At 66.8% G+C, this 18,567-nt stretch carries 20 protein-coding genes; 13 read left to right on the forward strand and 7 right to left on the reverse strand.

What is annotated here, in order from left to right:
* Positions 1-53 precede the first annotated feature (53 nt).
* Positions 54-971 carry a non-homologous end joining protein Ku gene (gene ku, locus AC3WJI_RS12950; protein WP_492757688.1) on the reverse strand — a complete coding sequence of 306 codons (918 nt, stop codon included), beginning with the start codon at positions 969-971 and terminating at the stop codon, positions 54-56.
* Between the two features lie 92 nt (positions 972-1,063).
* On the opposite strand from ku, the gene pdxH reads away from it, so the two are divergent.
* The 3 genes from pdxH to AC3WJI_RS12965 are packed head-to-tail and all read left to right on the forward strand — an operon-like array spanning position 1,064 to position 3,344.
* Positions 1,064-1,645 (forward strand): pyridoxamine 5'-phosphate oxidase, encoded by a 582-nt coding sequence (pdxH, locus tag AC3WJI_RS12955; RefSeq protein ID WP_492757689.1) that lies wholly within the window; start codon positions 1,064-1,066, stop codon positions 1,643-1,645.
* Positions 1,642-2,556: a cation diffusion facilitator family transporter gene (locus AC3WJI_RS12960; protein ID WP_492757690.1), complete on the forward strand. Its 915-nt coding sequence runs from the start codon at positions 1,642-1,644 to the stop codon at positions 2,554-2,556. The genes pdxH and AC3WJI_RS12960 overlap by 4 nt, the downstream gene beginning before the upstream one ends.
* A complete protein-coding gene (locus AC3WJI_RS12965; RefSeq protein WP_492757691.1) occupies positions 2,553-3,344 on the forward strand; it encodes a PhzF family phenazine biosynthesis protein in 792 nt (263 codons plus the stop codon). The genes AC3WJI_RS12960 and AC3WJI_RS12965 overlap by 4 nt, the downstream gene beginning before the upstream one ends.
* On the opposite strand, the gene AC3WJI_RS12970 is transcribed toward AC3WJI_RS12965, so the two are convergent.
* The gene (locus tag AC3WJI_RS12970) at positions 3,341-4,228 is read right to left on the reverse strand and encodes a creatininase family protein (RefSeq protein WP_492757692.1); all 888 of its coding nucleotides are present in this window, start codon (positions 4,226-4,228) and stop codon (positions 3,341-3,343) included. The genes AC3WJI_RS12965 and AC3WJI_RS12970 overlap by 4 nt on opposite strands.
* A gap of 16 nt (positions 4,229-4,244) precedes the next feature.
* A complete protein-coding gene (mnmA, locus tag AC3WJI_RS12975; RefSeq protein ID WP_492757693.1) occupies positions 4,245-5,354 on the reverse strand; it encodes a tRNA 2-thiouridine(34) synthase MnmA in 1,110 nt (369 codons plus the stop codon).
* 158 nt (positions 5,355-5,512) lie between these two features.
* Between mnmA and AC3WJI_RS12980 the strand changes: the two genes are divergently transcribed.
* The 3 genes from AC3WJI_RS12980 to AC3WJI_RS12990 all read left to right on the forward strand — a co-directional run bounded on the left by AC3WJI_RS12980 (position 5,513) and on the right by AC3WJI_RS12990 (position 6,583).
* Positions 5,513-5,740: a hypothetical protein gene (locus AC3WJI_RS12980; protein ID WP_492757694.1), complete on the forward strand. Its 228-nt coding sequence runs from the start codon at positions 5,513-5,515 to the stop codon at positions 5,738-5,740.
* Between the two features lie 99 nt (positions 5,741-5,839).
* Positions 5,840-6,139 carry a CtrA inhibitor SciP gene (gene sciP, locus AC3WJI_RS12985; protein ID WP_029937039.1) on the forward strand — a complete coding sequence of 100 codons (300 nt, stop codon included), beginning with the start codon at positions 5,840-5,842 and terminating at the stop codon, positions 6,137-6,139.
* Between the two features lie 189 nt (positions 6,140-6,328).
* On the forward strand, positions 6,329-6,583 hold the full coding sequence (locus AC3WJI_RS12990) for a GlsB/YeaQ/YmgE family stress response membrane protein (RefSeq protein WP_492757695.1): 255 nt from the start codon (positions 6,329-6,331) through the stop codon (positions 6,581-6,583).
* 60 nt (positions 6,584-6,643) lie between these two features.
* On the opposite strand, the gene AC3WJI_RS12995 is transcribed toward AC3WJI_RS12990, so the two are convergent.
* Complete coding sequence (locus AC3WJI_RS12995) at positions 6,644-7,372, reverse strand: SIMPL domain-containing protein (RefSeq protein WP_492757696.1); 729 nt, start codon at positions 7,370-7,372, stop codon at positions 6,644-6,646.
* An 81-nt stretch (positions 7,373-7,453) separates the two neighbouring features.
* Positions 7,454-7,714 (reverse strand): GlsB/YeaQ/YmgE family stress response membrane protein, encoded by a 261-nt coding sequence (locus AC3WJI_RS13000; protein ID WP_492757697.1) that lies wholly within the window; start codon positions 7,712-7,714, stop codon positions 7,454-7,456.
* 228 nt (positions 7,715-7,942) lie between these two features.
* Here AC3WJI_RS13000 and AC3WJI_RS13005 point away from each other — a divergent pair, with 228 nt between their 5' ends.
* The 3 genes from AC3WJI_RS13005 (at position 7,943) to AC3WJI_RS13015 (ending at position 13,607) form a co-directional block, all read left to right on the forward strand.
* Positions 7,943-9,148 (forward strand): efflux RND transporter periplasmic adaptor subunit, encoded by a 1,206-nt coding sequence (locus tag AC3WJI_RS13005; RefSeq protein WP_492757698.1) that lies wholly within the window; start codon positions 7,943-7,945, stop codon positions 9,146-9,148.
* A gap of 12 nt (positions 9,149-9,160) precedes the next feature.
* On the forward strand, positions 9,161-12,313 hold the full coding sequence (locus AC3WJI_RS13010; RefSeq protein WP_492757699.1) for an efflux RND transporter permease subunit: 3,153 nt from the start codon (positions 9,161-9,163) through the stop codon (positions 12,311-12,313).
* A gap of 88 nt (positions 12,314-12,401) precedes the next feature.
* Complete coding sequence (locus AC3WJI_RS13015; RefSeq protein ID WP_492757700.1) at positions 12,402-13,607, forward strand: DUF445 domain-containing protein; 1,206 nt, start codon at positions 12,402-12,404, stop codon at positions 13,605-13,607.
* 143 nt (positions 13,608-13,750) lie between these two features.
* Here the strand turns inward: AC3WJI_RS13015 and AC3WJI_RS13020 are convergent, their stop codons facing one another.
* Complete coding sequence (locus AC3WJI_RS13020; RefSeq protein ID WP_492757701.1) at positions 13,751-14,221, reverse strand: pyridoxamine 5'-phosphate oxidase family protein; 471 nt, start codon at positions 14,219-14,221, stop codon at positions 13,751-13,753.
* Positions 14,222-14,265: 44 nt separating this feature from the next.
* Positions 14,266-14,937, reverse strand: coding sequence for an HAD family hydrolase (locus AC3WJI_RS13025; protein ID WP_492757702.1), 672 nt, complete (start codon positions 14,935-14,937; stop codon positions 14,266-14,268).
* A gap of 76 nt (positions 14,938-15,013) precedes the next feature.
* On the opposite strand from AC3WJI_RS13025, the gene AC3WJI_RS13030 reads away from it, so the two are divergent.
* Genes AC3WJI_RS13030 through AC3WJI_RS13045 form a run of 4 tightly spaced genes read left to right on the forward strand, consistent with a single transcriptional unit; the run spans position 15,014 to position 18,513 of the window.
* Entirely contained in the window at positions 15,014-16,123 is a 1,110-nt protein-coding gene (locus AC3WJI_RS13030) for an ABC transporter permease (RefSeq protein ID WP_492757703.1), read from the forward strand.
* A complete protein-coding gene (locus tag AC3WJI_RS13035) occupies positions 16,123-16,941 on the forward strand; it encodes an ABC transporter ATP-binding protein (protein WP_492757704.1) in 819 nt (272 codons plus the stop codon). Before AC3WJI_RS13030 ends, AC3WJI_RS13035 begins: the two co-directional genes overlap by 1 nt.
* A gap of 7 nt (positions 16,942-16,948) precedes the next feature.
* Complete coding sequence (locus AC3WJI_RS13040) at positions 16,949-17,911, forward strand: MlaD family protein (RefSeq protein WP_492757705.1); 963 nt, start codon at positions 16,949-16,951, stop codon at positions 17,909-17,911.
* A gap of 8 nt (positions 17,912-17,919) precedes the next feature.
* Entirely contained in the window at positions 17,920-18,513 is a 594-nt protein-coding gene (locus AC3WJI_RS13045) for an ABC-type transport auxiliary lipoprotein family protein (protein WP_492757739.1), read from the forward strand.
* The last annotated feature ends 54 nt before the right edge of the window (positions 18,514-18,567 follow it).

An 18,567-nucleotide genomic window follows, 5' to 3' on the forward strand; every position in this document is an offset into this window, starting at 1 on the left:
CTGCCCGCCCCTAGCCCCTCCCGCAAGCGGGAGGGGAACGATCGCGGCAAGCCTCATGCCCGTTTCCTCGCGGGCGCCTTCTTTGCCGGGGCTTCGGTCTTGGCCGGAGCCTTGGCCGCTGGCTTCTTGGCCGGCGCCTTCCTGGCGGGCGTCTTCTTGACTGCGTCGTCGTTCGCCGCGCCGGGCTTCTCGAGCGACTTCTTGAGCGCCGCCATCAGGTCGACGACGTTGGAGCCGCGGCTGGGAGCGCCGTCGTCGGTCTCCTCGATGATCTTCTTGCCCTTGGCCTTTTTCTTGCGCTCGATCAGGTCCTTGAGCGCGTCGACATAGCGGTCGTGGAATTCCTTGGGATCGAACTTGCTCGCCTTCTTGTCGATCAGGGTGGTGGCGAGTTCGAGCAGTTCGGCATCGGGCTCGCTGTCGGCGATGTCCCGAAAATAGCCCTGCGCCTTGTTGACTTCGTCGGCGTAGCGGAGCGTCTCGAGCACCATCCCACGCCCGCACGGCTTGAGGCTGACGACATATTCGCGCCCGCGCATCGCGAGCTGGCCGAGCCCGACCTTGCGCGCCCGGCGCAGCGCCTCGCGCAGCACGATGAACGCCTCCTCGGCGAGATCGTCCGCGGGAACGACGAAATAGGGCTTCTCGTAATAAAGTACGTCGATCTCGTCGGCGTCGACGAACTGGGTGAGCTCGAGCGTCTTCTTCGATTCGAGCTTCACCGCGTCGATCTCGTCCTGCTCGAGCAGGATGTACTCGCCCTTCTCGACCTCATAGCCCTTGACGATCTCGTCGACGTCGACCGGGCCGATGCCGGGGGCGGTCTTCTCGTATTTGATCCTCTTGCCGCTGGGCTCGTGGATCTGGTGGAAGCTGATCTGCGCGCCCGATTTGGTCGCCGAATAGATCTCGACCGGGATCGAGACGAGCGCCAGCCGTATCTGTCCCTGCCAATAGGCCCGCGCCGCCATCGTCCTGTTTCCCTCGTTGCGAGGCCGATTCAATTCGCCAGAAGGGAGTCCGTTCCTCGACATGGTTTTGGCACCCGCGTAGGACCGGTCTCATGACGACCACCAATCCCTTTCAGCTGTTCGACAACTGGTTCGCCGAGGCGCGTACCAGCGAGCCGAATGACTCCAACGCGATGGCGCTGGCGACGGTCGATGCCGGGGGGCAGCCTTCGGTGCGGATGGTGCTGCTCAAGGGGCATGGGCCTGAGGGCTTCGTCTTCTACACCAACCGCGGCAGCCGCAAGGCGGAGGATCTGCTCGCCAGCCCGCGCGCGGCATTGCTGTTCCATTGGAAGTCGCTGCGCCGGCAGATCCGCATCGAAGGGCCGGTCGCGCAAGTGACCGACGCCGAAAGCGACGCCTATTTCGCCAGCCGCGGCCGCGATTCGCAGCTCGGCGCCTGGGCTTCCGAGCAGTCGCGGCCGCTCGATGCGCGCGAAACCTTCGAGGCGCGCTATGAGGAAGTGCGCGCGCGCTTCGAGGGCGGCGAGGTGCCGCGGCCGCCGCATTGGGGCGGCTATCGCGTCGCGCCCGAGCGCATCGAATTCTGGCAGGACCGCGAACATCGCCTTCACGAGCGCCGGCTGTTCCTGCGCGACGGCGAGGGATGGTCCGAGGGGCTTTTGTACCCGTGACCAACTTCGCGCGGCGGGCGGCACTGGCGAGCGTCGCCTGCGCCTTGCTGCTCGGCAGCCTCAAGGCCTGGGCGGCGTGGCGGACCGGATCGGTGGCGGTGCTGGCGAGCCTCGCCGACAGCCTGCTCGATCTGGTCGCGTCGCTGGTGACCCTGGGCGGGGTGCACTGGGCGGCGCAGCCCGCCGATGACGACCACCGCTTCGGGCACGGCAAGGCCGAGGCGTTGGCCGCCCTGTTCCAGGTCGCGGTGATCGCGGTCTCGGCCTTCGCGATCCTGCTGCGCGCCGGCGAGCGGCTGATGGCGCAGCAGCCGAGCACCGATGCAGAATATGGTATCGGCGTGTCGCTGGTCGCGATCGTCGTGACCTTGCTGCTGACGCGTTACCAGCAATCGGTGATCCGCCGGACCGGATCGATCGCGATCGGCACCGACCGGATCCACTACCAGTCCGATCTGTTCCTCAACGCCGCGGTGATCGCGGCGCTGCTGCTGGAGAGCTATGCCGGGCTCGCCGGCGCCGACGCGGTGTTCGGCATCGCGATCGGACTGTGGCTGCTGTTCGGGGCATGGCGCGCCTCGGTCGATGCGATCGATCAGTTGATGGACAAGGAATGGCCCGAGGAGAAGCGCCAGCGCTTCGTCGAAGTGGCGGCGCGGCATCCCGAGCTGATCGGGCTCCATGACCTGCGCACCCGGACCAGCGGCGCGAAGGACTTCGTCCAGTTCCACATCTGGATGGACCCGCACATGACGATCCTGGAGTCGCACGACGTGGTCGAGCGGCTCGAGAACGAACTCGCCGACGAGTTTCCGGGGGTCGAGGTGCTGATTCATGTCGATCCGGAAGGGCAGGTCGACGAACCCGGCAATCCGCTCGCCGAGACCGACTTGCTCAAGGATACGAGATGAAACTGCCCTTCGCCCAGATCGACGCCTTTGCCGACCGCCCGTTCACCGGCAATCCCGCGGCGGTGGTCCCGCTCGACGCGTGGCTCGACGATGCGCTGCTCCAGGCGATCGCCGAGGAGAACAATCTGTCCGAAACCGCCTTCCTCGTCCCCGATGCGAGCGGCGAGGCCGATTACGAGCTGCGCTGGTTCACGCCCGCGGTCGAAGTGGCGCTGTGCGGGCACGCGACACTGGCGAGCGGGCATTATGTGCTGGCGGCCGAACAGCACCGCGACCTCGTGCGCTTCCGGACACGCAAGTCGGGCGTGCTGGAGGTCGCGCGGCACGGCGAGGGCTATCTGATGGAATTGCCGGCCTATTCACCGGAGTCTGCCGACGTGCCGGGCCTACTGGAGGCGCTGGGGGTGGCCGGCGAGACCTGGCGTCACCCGCGTGGCTACGACCTGATCGTACTGGAGAACGCAGAAGCCGTGCTGGCAGTGGCACCCGACTTCCGTGCGCTGACAGCGATCGGCGATACGCTCAACATCGTGACCGCGCCGGGAACCGACACCGACGTGATCAGCCGCGTGTTCGCGCCGGCGGCGGGGATCGATGAGGATCCGGTGACAGGCTCCGCGCATGCCGTGCTGGTGCCGTATTGGGCAGCGCGGCTGGGGCGGGACCGTTTCACGGCGTATCAGGCGAGCCAGCGCGGCGGGCATGTCGGGTGCGAATTGACGGGCGACCGCGTGATCCTCGCCGGCAAGTGCGTGACGGTGATCCAGGGAAGTCTGCTGCTGCGTTAGGGCGCTGCGCGGGAAATCGCGGCGACGATCTGGCGGGTGCGCCAATCGGCGATCCGGCGACCGATTGCGGCGCTCGCCTTGCGCGTGGGGAAACCGCCCATTGCGTTCGGATTGATCGCGCGATCGCGCGCTTGCTGAGCGGCGAGGAACTGGCGCGACGGCACGTGCGGCAGCCTGCGATAGCCGGCCCGTACGTTGCGCGGAATGTAATGGAGCGCCAGGCTGGTCTCCCAGCCATCGGCATGGGTGGTGAAGTCCGGCGCCGCGCCGTCGCTGAGCAGGCGGGTGAGCATCGGGAAATTGAGGCCCTGCTCGATCGCCAGCACGTGCGGCCCAAGCGCGATCTTGATCGGGGCGAGTCGTTCACTGTCGATCAGCACATAGGCGCGGAGTGCCGGCGTGCGCCGGTTCGCTTCGGCCACTGCCGCGGCGACTGCCTCCAGATGCCGCCCGCCGAGATGGCCGCTATAGACGAACACCCGGCGCATGCCGTTCTGCGCGAGCGATTGGAGCAGATCGGCGTAGAGCGCGACGAACGTATCGAAGCGCACCGTCAGGCTGCCCGGATAGATCGACGTGCCGTCGCCCGAATCGTCAGCGGTCTCGTTGGTGATGCCGATGTTGAGCACGGGCCCGATAAGCGTGCGCCGACCCGCGTCGCGAAGCGCCGCCTGGACGTCGCCGAGCTGCGCCCTGGCTAATCGGGCATCGGTATCGAGCGGAAGATGCGGTCCATGGGCTTCGATCGAGCCGACCGGGAGCAGCAATGTGTCGGTGTTCTCCGCCACGCGCTCGAATTCGCGGAAGGTCATTTCGAGCATGGTGCTCTGCGCGTGCGCGGTGCCGGGCAGAAGGAGGAACAGCGCCAGCAGCCAGGTTCGCATCGTCCCCCCTTCGCGTTCAGGCGTCGATCAGCTCCGCGCGCTCGGTTTCCCGGATCCAGCCCCCGCCCAACACGCGGTCTCCAGCATATAGCACCGCAGCCTGGCCGGGAGCGACGCCATATTCGGGGGTCTCGAAGACCACGCGCTCGCCGTCGAAGCGCGCCGGCACTGGCTTGGCCATCGAACGGACCTTGACCATCATCGGGCCGGCATAGGCGCCGCCGAGCCAATTGATCCCGTCGATCTTCGCGGCGCCGACCGCGAGCGCGCTTTTGGGTCCGACCACCACGTCGCGCGTCGCCGGATCGAGCCGCAGCACATAATAGGGTTCGGGCGCGCCGCCGATCTCAAGCCCGCGGCGCTGGCCAACGGTGAAGTGGATCAAGCCGCGATGCTCGCCGAGCTTGCGGCCGCTCTCGTCGACGATGGCGCCCTGCGCCTCGGCGTCCGGACGCAGCTTCTTGACCAGGCTGGCATAGTCGCCATCGGGGACGAAGCAGATGTCCTGGCTGTCGGGCTTGCCGGCGACGCCGAGACCGAGCTCGGCGGCGAGTTCGCGCACCCGCGGCTTGGGGAGCGCGCCCAGCGGAAAGCGTAGGAAATCGAGCTGGGCCTGCGTGGTCGCAAACAGGAAATAGCTCTGGTCGCGCGCCGGATCGGCCGCGCGGTGGAGTTCGGCACCGCCGGGCCCCGCGACGCGGCGGACATAATGGCCGGTGGCGAGGCAATCGGCGCCGAGGTCGCGCGCGAGCGCGAACAGGTCGGTGAATTTCGGCCCCATATTGCACTTCACGCAGGGAATCGGGGTGCGCCCGGCGAGATATTCGTCGGCGAAATCGTCGATCACGGTCTCACGGAAGCTCGATGCGTGATCGAAGACGTAATGCGCGATGCCGAGACGGTCGCACACTGCGCGCGCGTCGCGGATGTCGCGCCCGGCGCAGCAGCTGCCGGCGCGCCCGACCGCTTCGCCGTGATCGTAGAGCTGGAGCGTCACCCCGATCGTCTCGGCACCGCTTTGCGCGGCGAGCGCGGCCACCACCGAGGAATCGACGCCGCCCGACATGGCGACGACGATGCGTCGCTTTGCCAGCGGCTCGGCCAGTTGAAAGTCTGCGGGAATCACGTCGGCGCACATAAGCCTTTGTCTCTGCACGATCCAGCCCGGCGGCGGAAACCTCTCGGAAACCCAGGTTAAGCGAGCGTTCCCAACGGCTTTACGGCCCCTTCACTCCGATTGGCTAAAGCTGGCCGACCAAGAGAGAAGAGACTGGATTCGCATAAGTGGACTTGAGCTTCGCCAGACTGGATCGCGACGTGGCGGTCACCGCCATGCCGACCGAATTGGCGGTGCTGCTGGTCGGCGTCGCGGCCCGCCAGGCGGCGAGTCCGACGGCGTGCGTCCAGACCAGGCTCGCTCTCGCGGCACCGGCCGAAGCGCTGCTCGCGCCGACGCACGGCGCCTTTCATCGTGCCGCGGCAGCGACGCTGACGCGGCGCCAGAAGGAATGAAGCCGGCGTTTACCGTGGCGTTTTAGTCGTTGTTCAAGCGCCGGGAATAAAGGTGGTTGTGTTGAGTAACGGGGGCCCCCGCCCCGATGAGGCAAGTAGATGATTGAGAACCAGAAGATCCGTCCTGCAAAAGTGATCGGGCCGCTCGGCGAGCCGCTGACGCTCGACACGTTGCCGCCGCCGAGCACCACCCGCTGGGTCGTGCGCCGCAAGGCCGAGGTGGTCGCCGCGGTCAATGGCGGGCTGCTGAGCGTGGACGAGGTCTGCGAACGCTACGGTCTCACCGTCGAGGAATTCGCCGGCTGGCAGCGGGCGATCGACCGTTCGGGCATGCCGGGGCTGCGCGTCACGCGCATCCAGCATTACCGCTCGCTGTACGAGCGCCAGCAGAAATACTGAGACAGCCCCTTCCATCGGGCCTGCGCGGCGCGTCTCCGGCAACGGGGGCGCGCCGCTTTGCTTCGGCACGGCCGAAGACTAGGAAAGTTCCGCCATCGCATCGAAAAATCGATACGGAACCAACATGAGCATTTGCGGATTTTTCCCTACGTCGCCCGGCCCGCCGGGCTAACAACGGAGGGACTTGTCATGGGTCTGATTATTTGGCTTGTCATCGGCGGCGTTGTCGGCTGGCTGGCGAGCATTGTCATGCGTACCGATGCCCAGCAGGGTATCTTCCTCAACGTCGTCGTCGGCATCGTCGGCGCGTTCATCGGTGGCCTGCTCTTCGGCGGCTCGATCAACAATGGCGTGATCACGCCGATGACCTTCCTGGTTTCGCTGCTGGGTGCGATCATCCTGCTGGCGATCGTCAATCTGGTGCGTCGCGGCGCAGTCCGCTAACCCACCGGTCATTGATCAAAAGGGGCTGCCCGAAAGGGCGGCCCCTTTTTCATGTGCGCTCTATTTGAGCAGGAAGCGCACCGACAACGACACGCGCAATTCCTGCTCGCCCGCGGCGACCGGCGTCGCCGGCGCATCGGCGCTGAACCGCTCTGCGCGCGCCATCATCATCGGCATCGGCGGCGGGGGCATCGCGCCGCCCTCGGAGATCGACAGGATGCGGTCGACACGCAGCCCGGCGGCCTTGGCGTAGAGATCGGCCCGGGCGCGCGCCGTCGTGACGGCCGCGGTGCGCGCCTCGTCGAGCGCCGCCTCGGGCTTGTCGATCGTCAGATTGGGCCCCGAGATGTTGTTGGCGCCCTCACGCACCAGCGCATCGAGGATCGCACCGCTCTTGGCGATGTCGCGGAAGCGCACGCTCACCTGGTTGCTCGCCTGATAGCCGGTGATCACCGGCGGCTGGTTCTGTTCGTAGCGATATTGCGGACTGAGCGCGATGTTCGAGGTCTGGATGTCGCGCTCGGCGACGCCGGCGCGGTGCAGTGCCGCGAGCACCGCCGCCATCCGCGTCCCGTTCTGGCGCATCGCCTCGCCCGCGGTTGCGTTCTGCGTGACCACGCCGGCCTGGATGATCGCGAGATCGGGGGTGCGCGTGGCGGTGCCGTCTGCCGACACTTCGAGCAGGGTGCCGTCGGCCGGCAGGGCCATCGGCCGGACCTCCTGCGCAGAGGCCGAAAGGCTTGCCAGGGTCAGTCCGGCAGCAGTGGCGAATAAGGCAGCGCGAATCATCGATAGTCTCCCGAAACGATTGGTCGGCCGCCTTGCTGCACGCGCGCCGCACGCAAGCTGAACGATGCCGAAGGCCGGCGTTCAAATACGGCGTGCCATGATCAGCCGATAGGCTGCCAGAAGCAGGACCGCGCCGGCAGTTGCCGCGGCATAGGCCTTCAGGCGGCTGTCGCCCAGATCGAGGCCGAGCAAATGCGTGGCATAGAAAGCGAACAGCGCACCGACGATGCCGACCAATATAGTGACGACGATTCCGCCGGGGTCGCGGCCCGGCATGATCAATTTGCCGAGCGCGCCGGCGATCAGGCCGATCAACAGCCAGCCCAGAATACCTTGGGGCATCTATCCCTCCCGTTTCGGCCAGATACGCGGCCGTCCCAAGCGTCGCGTCCCCTCCGCGGCATTGCAACCGTTTCTTGCGCGCAACCACGCCGACCTTGCGGGAAAGGTCCAAAACGGGCATTGCGCAGCAACAAAAGCGAAACGGCTCTTGTGGCCGGTGCTCTATTCATCTAATACAGTGCGATCAAGGGGGCATCGGTCGGTTCGGCCGGATACGAAAGCTCGCACATGAACTATGAGGCAGGGATGTTCGGACGGCAGGAGCGGCTGGAGTTCACCGGCGAGGAAACCACGCGCAAGAGCCGTCGCTGGCTGTGGATCTCGGCGGCGGCGATCCTGGTCATCGGGGCGCTGGCCTTTTTCCTGATGAGCGGTCCGAAGCAGGCGGCGCCAAAGGGTGCCGCTGCGGACAAGGCCGCGCCGGGGGGTGCGGGCCAGTCGCAGATTCCTACGGTCACCGTCGCAGTGCCGGGCCGCCAGACCGTGCAGACGATCATCAGCGGCACCGGCAGCCTCGCCGCGCGCCGCGAGATGCCGGTCGGCGTCGCCGGCGAAGGCGGCGTGGTCACGCGCGTCCTGGTCGAGCCGGGCAGCTGGGTCGGCAAGGGGCAGGTGCTCGCGACCGTCGATCGCAGCGTCCAGGCGCAGACCGCCGAATCGCTTGCCGCATCGGTGCGCGTCGCTCAGGCCGATGCGCGCCTCGCGCAAGCCGAGCTCGACCGCGCCCAGCGCCTCGTCGCCAACGGGTTCATCTCCAAGGCCGATATCGACCGCAAGACCGCGGCGCGCGATCAGGCACAGGCACGCGTCCGCGTTGCGCAGGCGCAATTCTCCGAGACGCAGGCGCGCAACCGGCGGCTCGACATCCGCGCGCCCGAGGCGGGGCTGGTGCTGACGCGCCAGGTCGAGCCGGGTCAGATCGTCAGCGCCGGCTCGGGCGTGCTGTTCCGGATGGCGCAGGGCGGCCAGGTCGAGTTGCGCACCCAGCTCGCTGAATCCGATCTCCAGAAGCTGCATCCCGGCGCGCGCGCCGAGGTCGTACCCACCGGAACGACGCAGGTGTTCACCGGCGAAGTCTGGCAGGTCTCGCCGGTGATCGATCCGCAGACGCGCCAGGGCATCGCTCGCGTCGCGCTGCGCTACGATCCGGCGCTGCGCCCGGGCGGCTTCGCCAGCGCGCGGATCATCTCGGGCGGCGTGACGGCGGTGATGCTGCCGCAATCGGCGGTGCAGAGCGACAATGACGGCAATTTCGTCTACATCCTCGACGACAAGAATCAGGCGGTGCGCCGCGGCGTGACGACGGGCGACGTGACGGAGGCGGGAGTGGCGATCACCACCGGGCTCAGCGGCAGCGAGCGCGTCGTGCTGACCGCCGGCGCCTTCCTGAATCCCGGACAGAAGGTCATCCCGAACCTTCAGAAATCGAAGTAAGGGCAATCTGCCATGAGCTTCCGGAACATCTCGGCCTGGGCGATCCGCAATCCGGTTCCGCCGATCGTGCTCTTCCTGTTCCTGACGATCGCGGGGTTCGTCAGCTTCTCGCGGATGGACGTCAACAACGATCCGGACATCGATTTCCCGATCGTGTGGATCGCGATCAGCCAGCCCGGCGCGGCGCCGAGCGAGCTCGAGAACCAAATCACCCAGAAGGTCGAGTCGGCGGTCCGCAGCCTGCAGGGCATCGACGAGATCACCTCGACGGTGCAGGAAGGTAGCAGCCAGACCGTCGTCCAGCTCGCGCTCGGCATGCCGATCGACCGCGCGGTCGAGGACGTGCGCAGCGCAATCCAGCAGATTCGCGGCGACTTGCCCGACGGCATCCTCGAGCCGCAGATCGGCCGCGTCGACACGTCGAGCGACAATGAAATCGCGAGCTTCACCGCGGTCGCCACCGACATGACCGTGGCGGACCTCAGCTGGTACATCGACAACAGCGTCGCCAAGGAACTGCTCGCGGTCTCGGGCATGTCCGCGGTCGAGCGCAACGGCGGCGTCGATCGCGAGATCCGCGTGATCCTCGATCCCGCCCGGCTCCAGTCGGTCGGGCTCACCGCGAGCCAGGTCAACCAGCAGCTTCGCCAAGTCAATCTCAACGCCGCGGGCGGCCGTGCCGAGATTTCGGGGTTCGAGCAATCGGTGCGCGTGATCGGCAATGCCGACAATGCCTATCGCCTCGGCCAGACGCAGATCTCGACGGGCGGCGGACGGACGGTGCGGCTCGCCGACATCGCCAACGTCAAGGACGCCTATGCGGAGCAGCGCAGCGTCGCCAAGTATAACGGCCATCAGGTGATCTCGTTCGACATCAAGCGCGCCAAGGGCGCGTCGGATGTCGTCGTGTTCCACGATGCCGAAAAGGCGCTCAAGAAGCTCGAGGCGAACAACCCCAAGGTCAAGTTCGAGCTGCTCAACAACAATTCCAAATATGCCGAGCAGCAATATCATACTGCGATGGAGGCGATGATCGAGGGCGCGATCCTCGCGGTCATCGTCGTGTTCATCTTCCTGCGCGACTGGCGGGCGACGGCGATCTCGGCGCTCGCGATCCCGCTCTCGGCGATCCCGAGCTTCTGGTTCATGGACATGATGGGCTTCACGCTCAACCAGATGACTCTGCTCGGCCTGTCGCTGGTCGCCGGCGTGCTAGTCGACGACGCGATCGTCGAGATCGAGAACATCGTGCGGCACATGCGGATGGGCAAATCGGCGTATCAGGCGTCGATCGACGCCGCCGACGAGATCGGCGTCGCGGTGCTCGCGACGACGATGTCGATCGTCGCGGTGTTCCTGCCGGTCAGCCTGATGCCGGGCATTTCTGGCCAGTATTTCAAGAACTTCGGCATGACCGTGGTCGCGTCGGTGCTGATGTCGCTCGCGGTCGCGCGGCTGCTGACGCCGATGATCGCGGCCTATTTCCTCAAGGCCAAGGGCCACGCCAATCACGGTGAGGGGCGGATCATGGACGCCTATACCGGACTGTTGCGCTGGACGCTGCGGCATCGCTGGGCGGCGATCGCAGGCTATGTGATCTCGCTGGCGCTGACCCTGCTGATGTTCGCCACTTCGCCGTCGACCTTCCAGCCGGCGCAGGACCAGGACAGCGTCACCGCGACGATCGAGATGGTGCCGGGCACGCCGCTGGCGGATACCGAGCGCGTCGTCTCGCAGGTCGCGGCGATCCTCCGCCAGGAGCCTTTGGTCACCGACATCTACAGCCGCAGCTTTGTCGGCAATGGCCGGGTGACCGCACAGCTCAAGGACAAGCATGACGAGACGAGCACGGCGTTCGAGAAGCGCGTCGCGCCGAAGCTGCTCGCGATCGCCGACGCACGCGTCAACTTCCGCTCGCAATTCGGCTGGGGATCGAGTGGGCGCGATCTGACGATCACGCTGGGCGGCGAGGATCCGGCGCTGCTCAACCAGACCGCCAACACTCTGGTCAAGCAGATGGAGGGAATGAAGGAAGTCGTCGCGCCGCGCGTCGCCGGCGACCTCAACCGTCCCGAGATCGTGATCAAGCCCAGGCTCGATCTCGCCGCCAATCTCGGCGTGACCACCGCCGCCTTGTCGAGTGCGATCCGCATCGCGACCTTGGGCGACATCGACCAGAACAGCGCGAAATTCTCGCTCTCGGACCGCCAGATCCCGATCCGGGTGGCGCTGGACGAGGATGCCCGCGCCAAGCTGTCGACGATCCAGAACATGCCGGTGCAGACGCAGAATGGCGGCTCGGTGCCGCTGTCGGTGGTCGCCGATATCGGCTTCGGCGCCGGCCCGACGCGCATTCAGCGGCTCAATCTCCAGCGCCGCCTCGTCGTCGGTGCCGATCTCGCGATGGATCCGTCGACCGGCAAGCCCTTCGTCAACAACGAAGTGATGAAGAAGGTCAATCAGCTGCCGATCATGAAGAACCTGCCCCAAGGCGTCGGTCAGATGACCGTCGGCCAGGCCAAGTGGCAGGCGGAGATGCTCAGCAACTTCTTCGTCGCGCTTGCATCGGGCGTCTTCCTGGTGTTCGCGGTGCTGGTGCTGCTCTATCGGCGCTTCGTCTCGCCTTTGGTGAACATGGGGTCGCTGCTCAATGCGCCGCTTGGCGGGCTGATCGCGCTCAAGCTGTTCGGCATGCCGCTGTCGCTGCCGGTGTTCATCGGCATCCTGATGCTGTTCGGCATCGTCGCGAAGAACTCGATCCTGCTGGTCGATTTCGCGCTCGAGGAAATGGAGAAGGGCATCGACAAGTTCACTGCGATCGTCGACGCCGGGCACAAGCGCGCCCAGCCGATCGTCATGACGACGATCGCGATGGTCGCGGGCATGGTGCCCACGGCCCTGTCGTTGCAGGGCGACTCGTCTTGGCGCGCGCCGATGGGCGTGGTCGTGATCGGCGGGCTCATCCTCTCGACCCTGCTCACCCTCGTCATCGTCCCGGCGTTGTTCAGCCTCGCGGTCGGGCTCGAGACCTGGCTCGGGCCGCGGCTGTCGCGGCGGCTGCTCACCTTCAAGCCGGGCGACGATGGTGCCCGCGTGCTGGGCCAGGCCCATGGCAAGGCGATCGACCACAAGCCCGGAGACGACACGCCGCAACCCGCGGAGTGAACTTCGGCGCCGTTCGGGTATTGGGGAGCGTGTGACCAGGTCGCGCGCTCCCCTTTCCGTTGAGACAGTCCCCGCGGGCCTGCGGCGGATGCGACTGGTGGCGACCGGGCTGCTGGTACTGATGGCGGCAATCTTCCTTGCCGCGCGCCAGTTCGGCCATCTCCACCCCGCGGTCGGCTATATCCGCGCCTTTTCGGAAGCGGCGATGGTCGGCGGGCTGGCCGATTGGTTCGCGGTGACGGCGCTGTTCCGCCATCCGCTGCATCTGCCGATCCCACACACCGCGATCATCCCGCGCAACAAGGATCGCATCGCCGGCACGCTCGCGGCGTTCCTGCGCGACAATTTCCTGATCCCCCGCGTCGTCGCGCGGCGGATGCAGCAGGTCGACGTCGCGCGGGCCGCCGGGCGCTGGCTCGCCGATCCGGGCATGGGCCGCGGACGGCTCCGCGCGGGTATCGGGCGGCTCGCCGCCGACATGCTCGAGGCGCTCGACCAGGAGCGGCTGGGCGGGATGGCGCGGCGGGCGCTGGCCGAGCGGCTGCGCGGGCTCGAGATCGCGCCTCTCCTGGGACGCGCGCTCGCGACGGCGATGCAGGAAGACCGCCATCGCCCCTTGCTCGACGGCATCATCCATTGGGCAGCCAAGGTGCTCGACGCCAACGAGCACATGATCCGCCAGATGGTGCACGAGCGCGCGGGGTCAGTGCTGCGCTGGACCGGGCTCGACGAGACGCTCGCCAACAAGATCATCGCCGGGCTGGCCAAGCTGATCAACGACATGGCCGAGGATCCGGGGCATCCGCTGCGCGCCAAGGCGGAGGAAGGGCTGGCGCAAGTCGCGCACGACCTCCAGCACGATCCCGCCAAGCGCGCGCAGGTCGAGGCGTTCAAGAACGAACTGCTCGACAATCCGGCGCTCGGCGACTGGTGGATGGGAGTGTGGGAATCGGGCCGCGCGGCGCTGCTTCGGCTCGCGCGCGATCCCGATCGTGTGCTGGGCGGCGAACTCGGCGCCGCGCTGCGCCAGCTCGGCGAGACGCTCCAGGGCGATGCGCGGCTGGCCGAGACGATCAACCGCTTCGTCCGCCGCGCCGCCGTGGGTGCCGCGTCGGACTATGGCGACGGGATCGTACGCCTGGTCTCGGACACGATCCGCGGCTGGGACGCGCAGACGATCACCGGGCGACTGGAAAATGCGGTGGGCCGCGACCTGCAATATATCCGGATCAACGGGACCTTGGTCGGCGGCCTGGTCGGGGTCGCGATCCACGCGGCGGATGCGGTGCTCTAACCGCAGGCTAGGGCGGGTCATATTCCCCGGCGAAGGCCGGGGCCCAGTATCGGCGATTTCGATGGCGAGGGACCGTCCTGGAGAGCGGTGGCAACTGGGCCCCGGCCTTCGCCGGGGAACAGCTACACACGGATCGCCGGTTCCTAGCCCGTCGCGGTCGCGCGCGTATCCGCCGTGGCGCCCGCCAGCACGAATTCGCCCTGGTCCTCGCCGTCCCAATAATGCGCGCGGACGCCCTGGACCTTGATCAGCGTCAGGCCCGGCGTGTCGACGCCCTGCTCGAACCACCTTTCTAGGTCCTTGGTCCAATGCGCCTCGAACTGCGCCTTGTCCTGGATCAGCTCGGCCTCGCCCTCGATATGGACGAATACCGGCTTCATGCCGAGCAGCCCGCCTTTGCCGTGAAAGCTCAGCGCGCATTTGGGGTCGGCGCGCAGCTCGCGGACGGTGCGCGTGTCCTCATAAGCGAAATACCAGCTGTCGCCGTCATAGTCGACGTCGCGATTGTTGCTCATCGGCCGGCCGGCGATCGTGCCGCCCTCCGAATGCGTCGACAAAGTCGCGAAATCGATTGCCTTGATGATCTCCGCCAGCTCGGCGAGTGTCTTGGTCACGCATCGTCTCCTCGTTGCGGGGGACAGAACGCAAGCCGCCGCGATTATCTCCAGTCGAGCTGCTGCCAGCCGCGTGTCTTGGCGAGCGCACGCAGCGGACCGTGCGCGTTCACGGCGAAGGCCATGTCGGCCCATTCGAGCAGCGGCGCGTCGGACACGTGATCCGAATAGGCGCGGACCTCGACATCCTCGCGCGACAGCCCGGCATCCGCCATCCAGCACTCGATCATGCGGAGCTTTACGGGGCCGTAACAGTTATCTCCATCGATCAGGGAGAGAATACGGCCTTGCCCATCGCGCTTTGCCTGCGTGGCGATTACGTCGTCGAATCCGAGCAATCGTCCGATCGCCGCGGCGTAATAGCCGTGCGAGGCGGTGGCCATCACGAGCCGGCAGCCGGCCGCGCGGTCGGCCGCGATCCGCTCGCGCGCGGCGTGGAGCACCCCCTTGTCGATTTCGTCCGCGGCAAATTGGTCCGCAATCGCGGCGAGGTCGGCCTCGCCGAGTGCGCGGCCGAGCAGCAGCCGGTGCGAGAGCTGCTTCAACCCGCCGCGATCGACCAGCTTGAGCAAATAGCCGAGCCCGGCGACGCCGACCAACGGTATCAGCGCCAGCCGCCACGGCGCCCGCATGCGCGCGGCATACACCAGGAAGCGCGTCCAGGTCGGCGCCGCGGTGATCGTCTTGTCCATGTCGTAGATTGCCAGGTGCTGCATTGGCGCATCTAGGCTTCGTCAGCTTGTCAGAGCAAATCCTTGCTGTTCCAGCGCGAATCGCCGAAAGGTGGCCGCGATGAGGGGAAGCGCGGATTTCGAGCGAATCGACGGGGGCGGCGGCACCACGCTGCGCTTCACGGGCAACCTGTCGCTGGCGTGCTTGCGCGACCTGCCCGAGCGGCTCGATGCCGTCGAAGGCGATGTAGCCCGGCTCGACCTCAGCGAAGTCGAACGGATCGACACCGTCGGCGCCTGGCTGGTCCACCGCTTCGCGCGCGATCACAATTCGACCATAGACGGGCTCGAGCCCGACGAGCAGCATCTGCTCGACCAGGTCGCCGCCGCAGAGCATCCGATCGAATTGCCGCGCAAGCCCGCCGATCCGTTCACGCGGATGCTCGGCGAGGTCGGCGACGCGATCTTCGTCGCGGGGCATACTTTGTACGGCCTGCTCGGCTTCATGGGCGGCACGGTGCTCGCGTTCTGGAACGTCTTCACCCATCCCAAGCGCTTCCGATTCAATGCGACGGTCCACCGGTTCGAAGTCGTCGGCGTCTCGGCGCTCGGCATCATCGGGCTGATGAGCTTCCTGATCGGGATCGTCATCGCGCAGCAGGGCGCGGTCCAGCTCCGCCAGTTCGGCGCCGAGGTCTATACGATCAACCTGGTCGGCCGGATCACGCTGCGCGAGCTCGGGGTGCTGATGACCGCGATCATGGTCGCCGGCCGCTCGGGCTCGGCGTTCGCCGCGCAGATCGGCACGATGAAGCTGACCGAAGAGATCGACGCGATGCGCACGATCGGCGTCTCGCCGATGGAGGCATTGGTGGTGCCGCGCACGCTCGCGGTGGTGCTGATGATGCCGCTGCTGGGATTCTATGCGGCGATGTGGTCGATCTTCGGCGGCGGGCTACTCTGCTGGATCAGCCTCGACATCCCGCCGGTCACTTTCATCCAGCGCATCCGCGAAGTCGTGCCGCTCACCGATCTGTGGGTTGGGCTCGTCAAGGCGCCGGTATTCGGCGCGATCATCGCGATCTCGGGCTGCTTCCAGGGCATGCAGGTCGAGGCCGACGCAGAGCAGGTCGGCGCACGCACGACGGTCGCGGTGGTCCAGGCGATCTTCCTCGTCATCGTGCTCGACGCGTTCTTCGCGGTGTTCTTCAGCGAAGTGGGCTGGATCTGATGGCGCGCCGCGAACAGGACGACGTGATCATCCGCGTCCAGGGCCTCAAGAACGGGTTCGGCGAGCAGATCGTCCATGAAGGGCTCGATCTCGAAGTGCGCCGCGGCGAGATCCTCGGCGTGGTCGGCGGGTCGGGCACCGGCAAATCGGTGCTGATGCGCTCGATCGTCGGACTGCAGACGCCGATCGAAGGCAGTATCGAAGTGTTCGGCGAGAGCACGATCGGCCGCGAGGAGACCGAGGCCACCAACATCCGCAAGCGCTGGGGCGTGCTGTTCCAGGGCGGCGCGCTCTTCTCGACGCTGACGGTGTCGGAGAACGTCCAGGTCCCGATCAAGGAATTCTATTCCGGGCTCGATCAGTCGCTGCTCGAGGAGATCGCGGCCTACAAGGTGGTGATGACCGGCTTGCCGCCCGATGCGGGACCCAAATTCCCCGCCGAACTTTCGGGCGGCATGAAGAAGCGCGCCGGCCTGGCACGCGCGCTCGCGCTCGATCCCGAATTGCTGTTCCTCGACGAGCCCACCGCCGGGCTCGATCCGATCGGCGCGGCGGCATTCGACGAGCTGACCGCGTCGCTCCAGAAGACATTGGGGCTGACCGTGTTCCTGATCACCCATGATCTGGATACGCTGTACGCGATCTGCGACCGGGTTGCGGTGCTCGCCGACAAGAAGGTGATCGCAGTCGGGACGATCGACGAACTGCTCGCGCTGGATCACCCGTGGATTCAGGAATATTTCAAGGGACCGCGCGGACGCGCCGCGGTTGCAAGCGCGGAACGCGTGGACGCCGAGCGCGCCGAAGCGAGGACATGAGGCTCTGATGGAAACGCGATCGAACCATGTACTCGTCGGCGCCGTGGTGCTGATCCTGCTTGCAGTGCTGGCGCTGTTCATCGTCTGGCTGGCGCGGATCGGCGGCGGCAGCGAGCGCGAGTACGACATCTTCTTCAAGCAGTCGGTCGATGGGCTCAATCGGGGCTCGGCGGTCAGCTTCTCGGGCGTGCCTTCCGGGCAGGTCAAGGAGATCAGCTTCTGGAAGCCCGATCCCAGCCTCGTCCGCGTGCGCGTCAGCGTCAATGACGACGTGCCGATCCTCGAAGGTACCACCGCCTCGATCCAGGGCAGCTTCACCGGGCCGAGCACGGTGCAGCTGGACGGCGCGGTGAAGGGCGCGCCGGCGATCGTCTGCCCCGAGCAGAATCCCCGCGCGGCCTGCCCGCTGGGCGTGCCGGTGATCCCGACCAAGCAGGGCGGGCTCGGCGCGCTGCTCAACTCGGCGCCGCAATTGCTCGAGCGGATCTCGACCTTGACCGAGCGCCTGGGCGAATTGCTCGGCGACAAGAACCAGAATTCGATCGCGGGCATCCTCGCCAACACCAACCGGCTGACCGACGCGCTCGCCGACCGCGGGCCCGAGATCGCCGCGACGCTGGCCGAGACGCGGATCGCGATCCAGAAATTCGGCGGCGCGACCGAGGAACTGGGCAAGCTCGCCAACACCACCAACGGCGTGATCGCCGAGGACGTCAAGCCGACGATCGCCAACCTCAACCGCACGATCGGATCGGCGCGCAAGTCGATGGAGACGCTCGACGCGACGATCGGCGATGCGCGCCCGGGGCTGCAGGCGCTGTCGAAGAAGACGATCCCCGAGATCGGCCAACTCGTCCAGGATCTGCGCGTGATGTCGACCAGCCTCGCCTCGGTCGCCGAGAAGCTCGACCAGGGCGGCGCGTCGAGCCTCGTCGGTTCGCCCAAGCTGCCCGACTATAAGAAGAAGTGAGGACCATGATGACCAAGCGCGCTTTGCTTCTGGCCCTGCCGCTGCTCGCGGCCTCGCTGAGCGGCTGCATCTCGTTCGGCGGCAAGCCGCCCAAGTCGCTGCTGACGCTGACCCCCGCGGCGACGCTGCCGGTCGGCGAATCGCAGCGCTCGAACGTCGCGGCGACGATCACCGTCGCGGTGCCGTCGCTGCCGCAGGAGCTCGCCTCATCGCGCGTGCCGGTGCATTCGGGCGGCACTGCGATCGCCTTCGTCAAGGATGCGCAATGGGTCGAGCGCCCGTCGCAATTGCTCCAGCGGCTGCTCGGCGACACGATCACCGCGAAGACCGGGCGGCTGGTGCTGAGCTCGCGCCAGTCGATGACCGATCCCGGCGCCTATCTGATGGGCGAATTGCGCCGCTTCGGGATCGAGGAAGAGACCAGGGAAGCGGTGGTCACCTATGATGCCGCATTGATTCGCGGGCCCGAGACCGTGGTCGAGAAGCGCCGCTTCGAAGCGCGGGTGCCGGTGACCGAGATCGAGGCCGCCGCAGTCGGCGTCGCGCTCAACCAGGCGGCAAATCAAGTGGCAGGCGAAGTCGCCGACTGGGTCGGCAAGTAAGCCCTGAATCCGTTCGCCCTGAGCGTGTCGAAGGGCGATTCTCCATCGGCTAAT

Source organism: Sphingomonas sp. FW306-1B-B10E (genome assembly GCF_058782005.1).

What these genes read in the sequence shown, in the direction of transcription:
- ku (WP_492757688.1), bottom strand. Translation starts at nt 971, where the DNA reads ATGGCGGCGCGGGCCTATTGGCAGGGACAGATACGGCTGGCGCTCGTC.
- pdxH (WP_492757689.1), top strand. Translation starts at nt 1,064, where the DNA reads ATGACGACCACCAATCCCTTTCAGCTGTTCGACAACTGGTTCGCCGAG.
- AC3WJI_RS12965 (WP_492757691.1), top strand. Translation starts at nt 2,553, where the DNA reads ATGAAACTGCCCTTCGCCCAGATCGACGCCTTTGCCGACCGCCCGTTC.
- AC3WJI_RS12970 (WP_492757692.1), bottom strand. Translation starts at nt 4,228, where the DNA reads ATGCGAACCTGGCTGCTGGCGCTGTTCCTCCTTCTGCCCGGCACCGCG.
- sciP (WP_029937039.1), top strand. Translation starts at nt 5,840, where the DNA reads ATGATTGAGAACCAGAAGATCCGTCCTGCAAAAGTGATCGGGCCGCTC.
- AC3WJI_RS12990 (WP_492757695.1), top strand. Translation starts at nt 6,329, where the DNA reads ATGGGTCTGATTATTTGGCTTGTCATCGGCGGCGTTGTCGGCTGGCTG.
- AC3WJI_RS12995 (WP_492757696.1), bottom strand. Translation starts at nt 7,372, where the DNA reads ATGATTCGCGCTGCCTTATTCGCCACTGCTGCCGGACTGACCCTGGCA.
- AC3WJI_RS13000 (WP_492757697.1), bottom strand. Translation starts at nt 7,714, where the DNA reads ATGCCCCAAGGTATTCTGGGCTGGCTGTTGATCGGCCTGATCGCCGGC.
- AC3WJI_RS13005 (WP_492757698.1), top strand. Translation starts at nt 7,943, where the DNA reads ATGAACTATGAGGCAGGGATGTTCGGACGGCAGGAGCGGCTGGAGTTC.
- AC3WJI_RS13010 (WP_492757699.1), top strand. Translation starts at nt 9,161, where the DNA reads ATGAGCTTCCGGAACATCTCGGCCTGGGCGATCCGCAATCCGGTTCCG.
- AC3WJI_RS13015 (WP_492757700.1), top strand. Translation starts at nt 12,402, where the DNA reads ATGCGACTGGTGGCGACCGGGCTGCTGGTACTGATGGCGGCAATCTTC.
- AC3WJI_RS13025 (WP_492757702.1), bottom strand. Translation starts at nt 14,937, where the DNA reads ATGCAGCACCTGGCAATCTACGACATGGACAAGACGATCACCGCGGCG.
- AC3WJI_RS13030 (WP_492757703.1), top strand. Translation starts at nt 15,014, where the DNA reads ATGAGGGGAAGCGCGGATTTCGAGCGAATCGACGGGGGCGGCGGCACC.
- AC3WJI_RS13035 (WP_492757704.1), top strand. Translation starts at nt 16,123, where the DNA reads ATGGCGCGCCGCGAACAGGACGACGTGATCATCCGCGTCCAGGGCCTC.
- AC3WJI_RS13040 (WP_492757705.1), top strand. Translation starts at nt 16,949, where the DNA reads ATGGAAACGCGATCGAACCATGTACTCGTCGGCGCCGTGGTGCTGATC.
- AC3WJI_RS13045 (WP_492757739.1), top strand. Translation starts at nt 17,920, where the DNA reads ATGACCAAGCGCGCTTTGCTTCTGGCCCTGCCGCTGCTCGCGGCCTCG.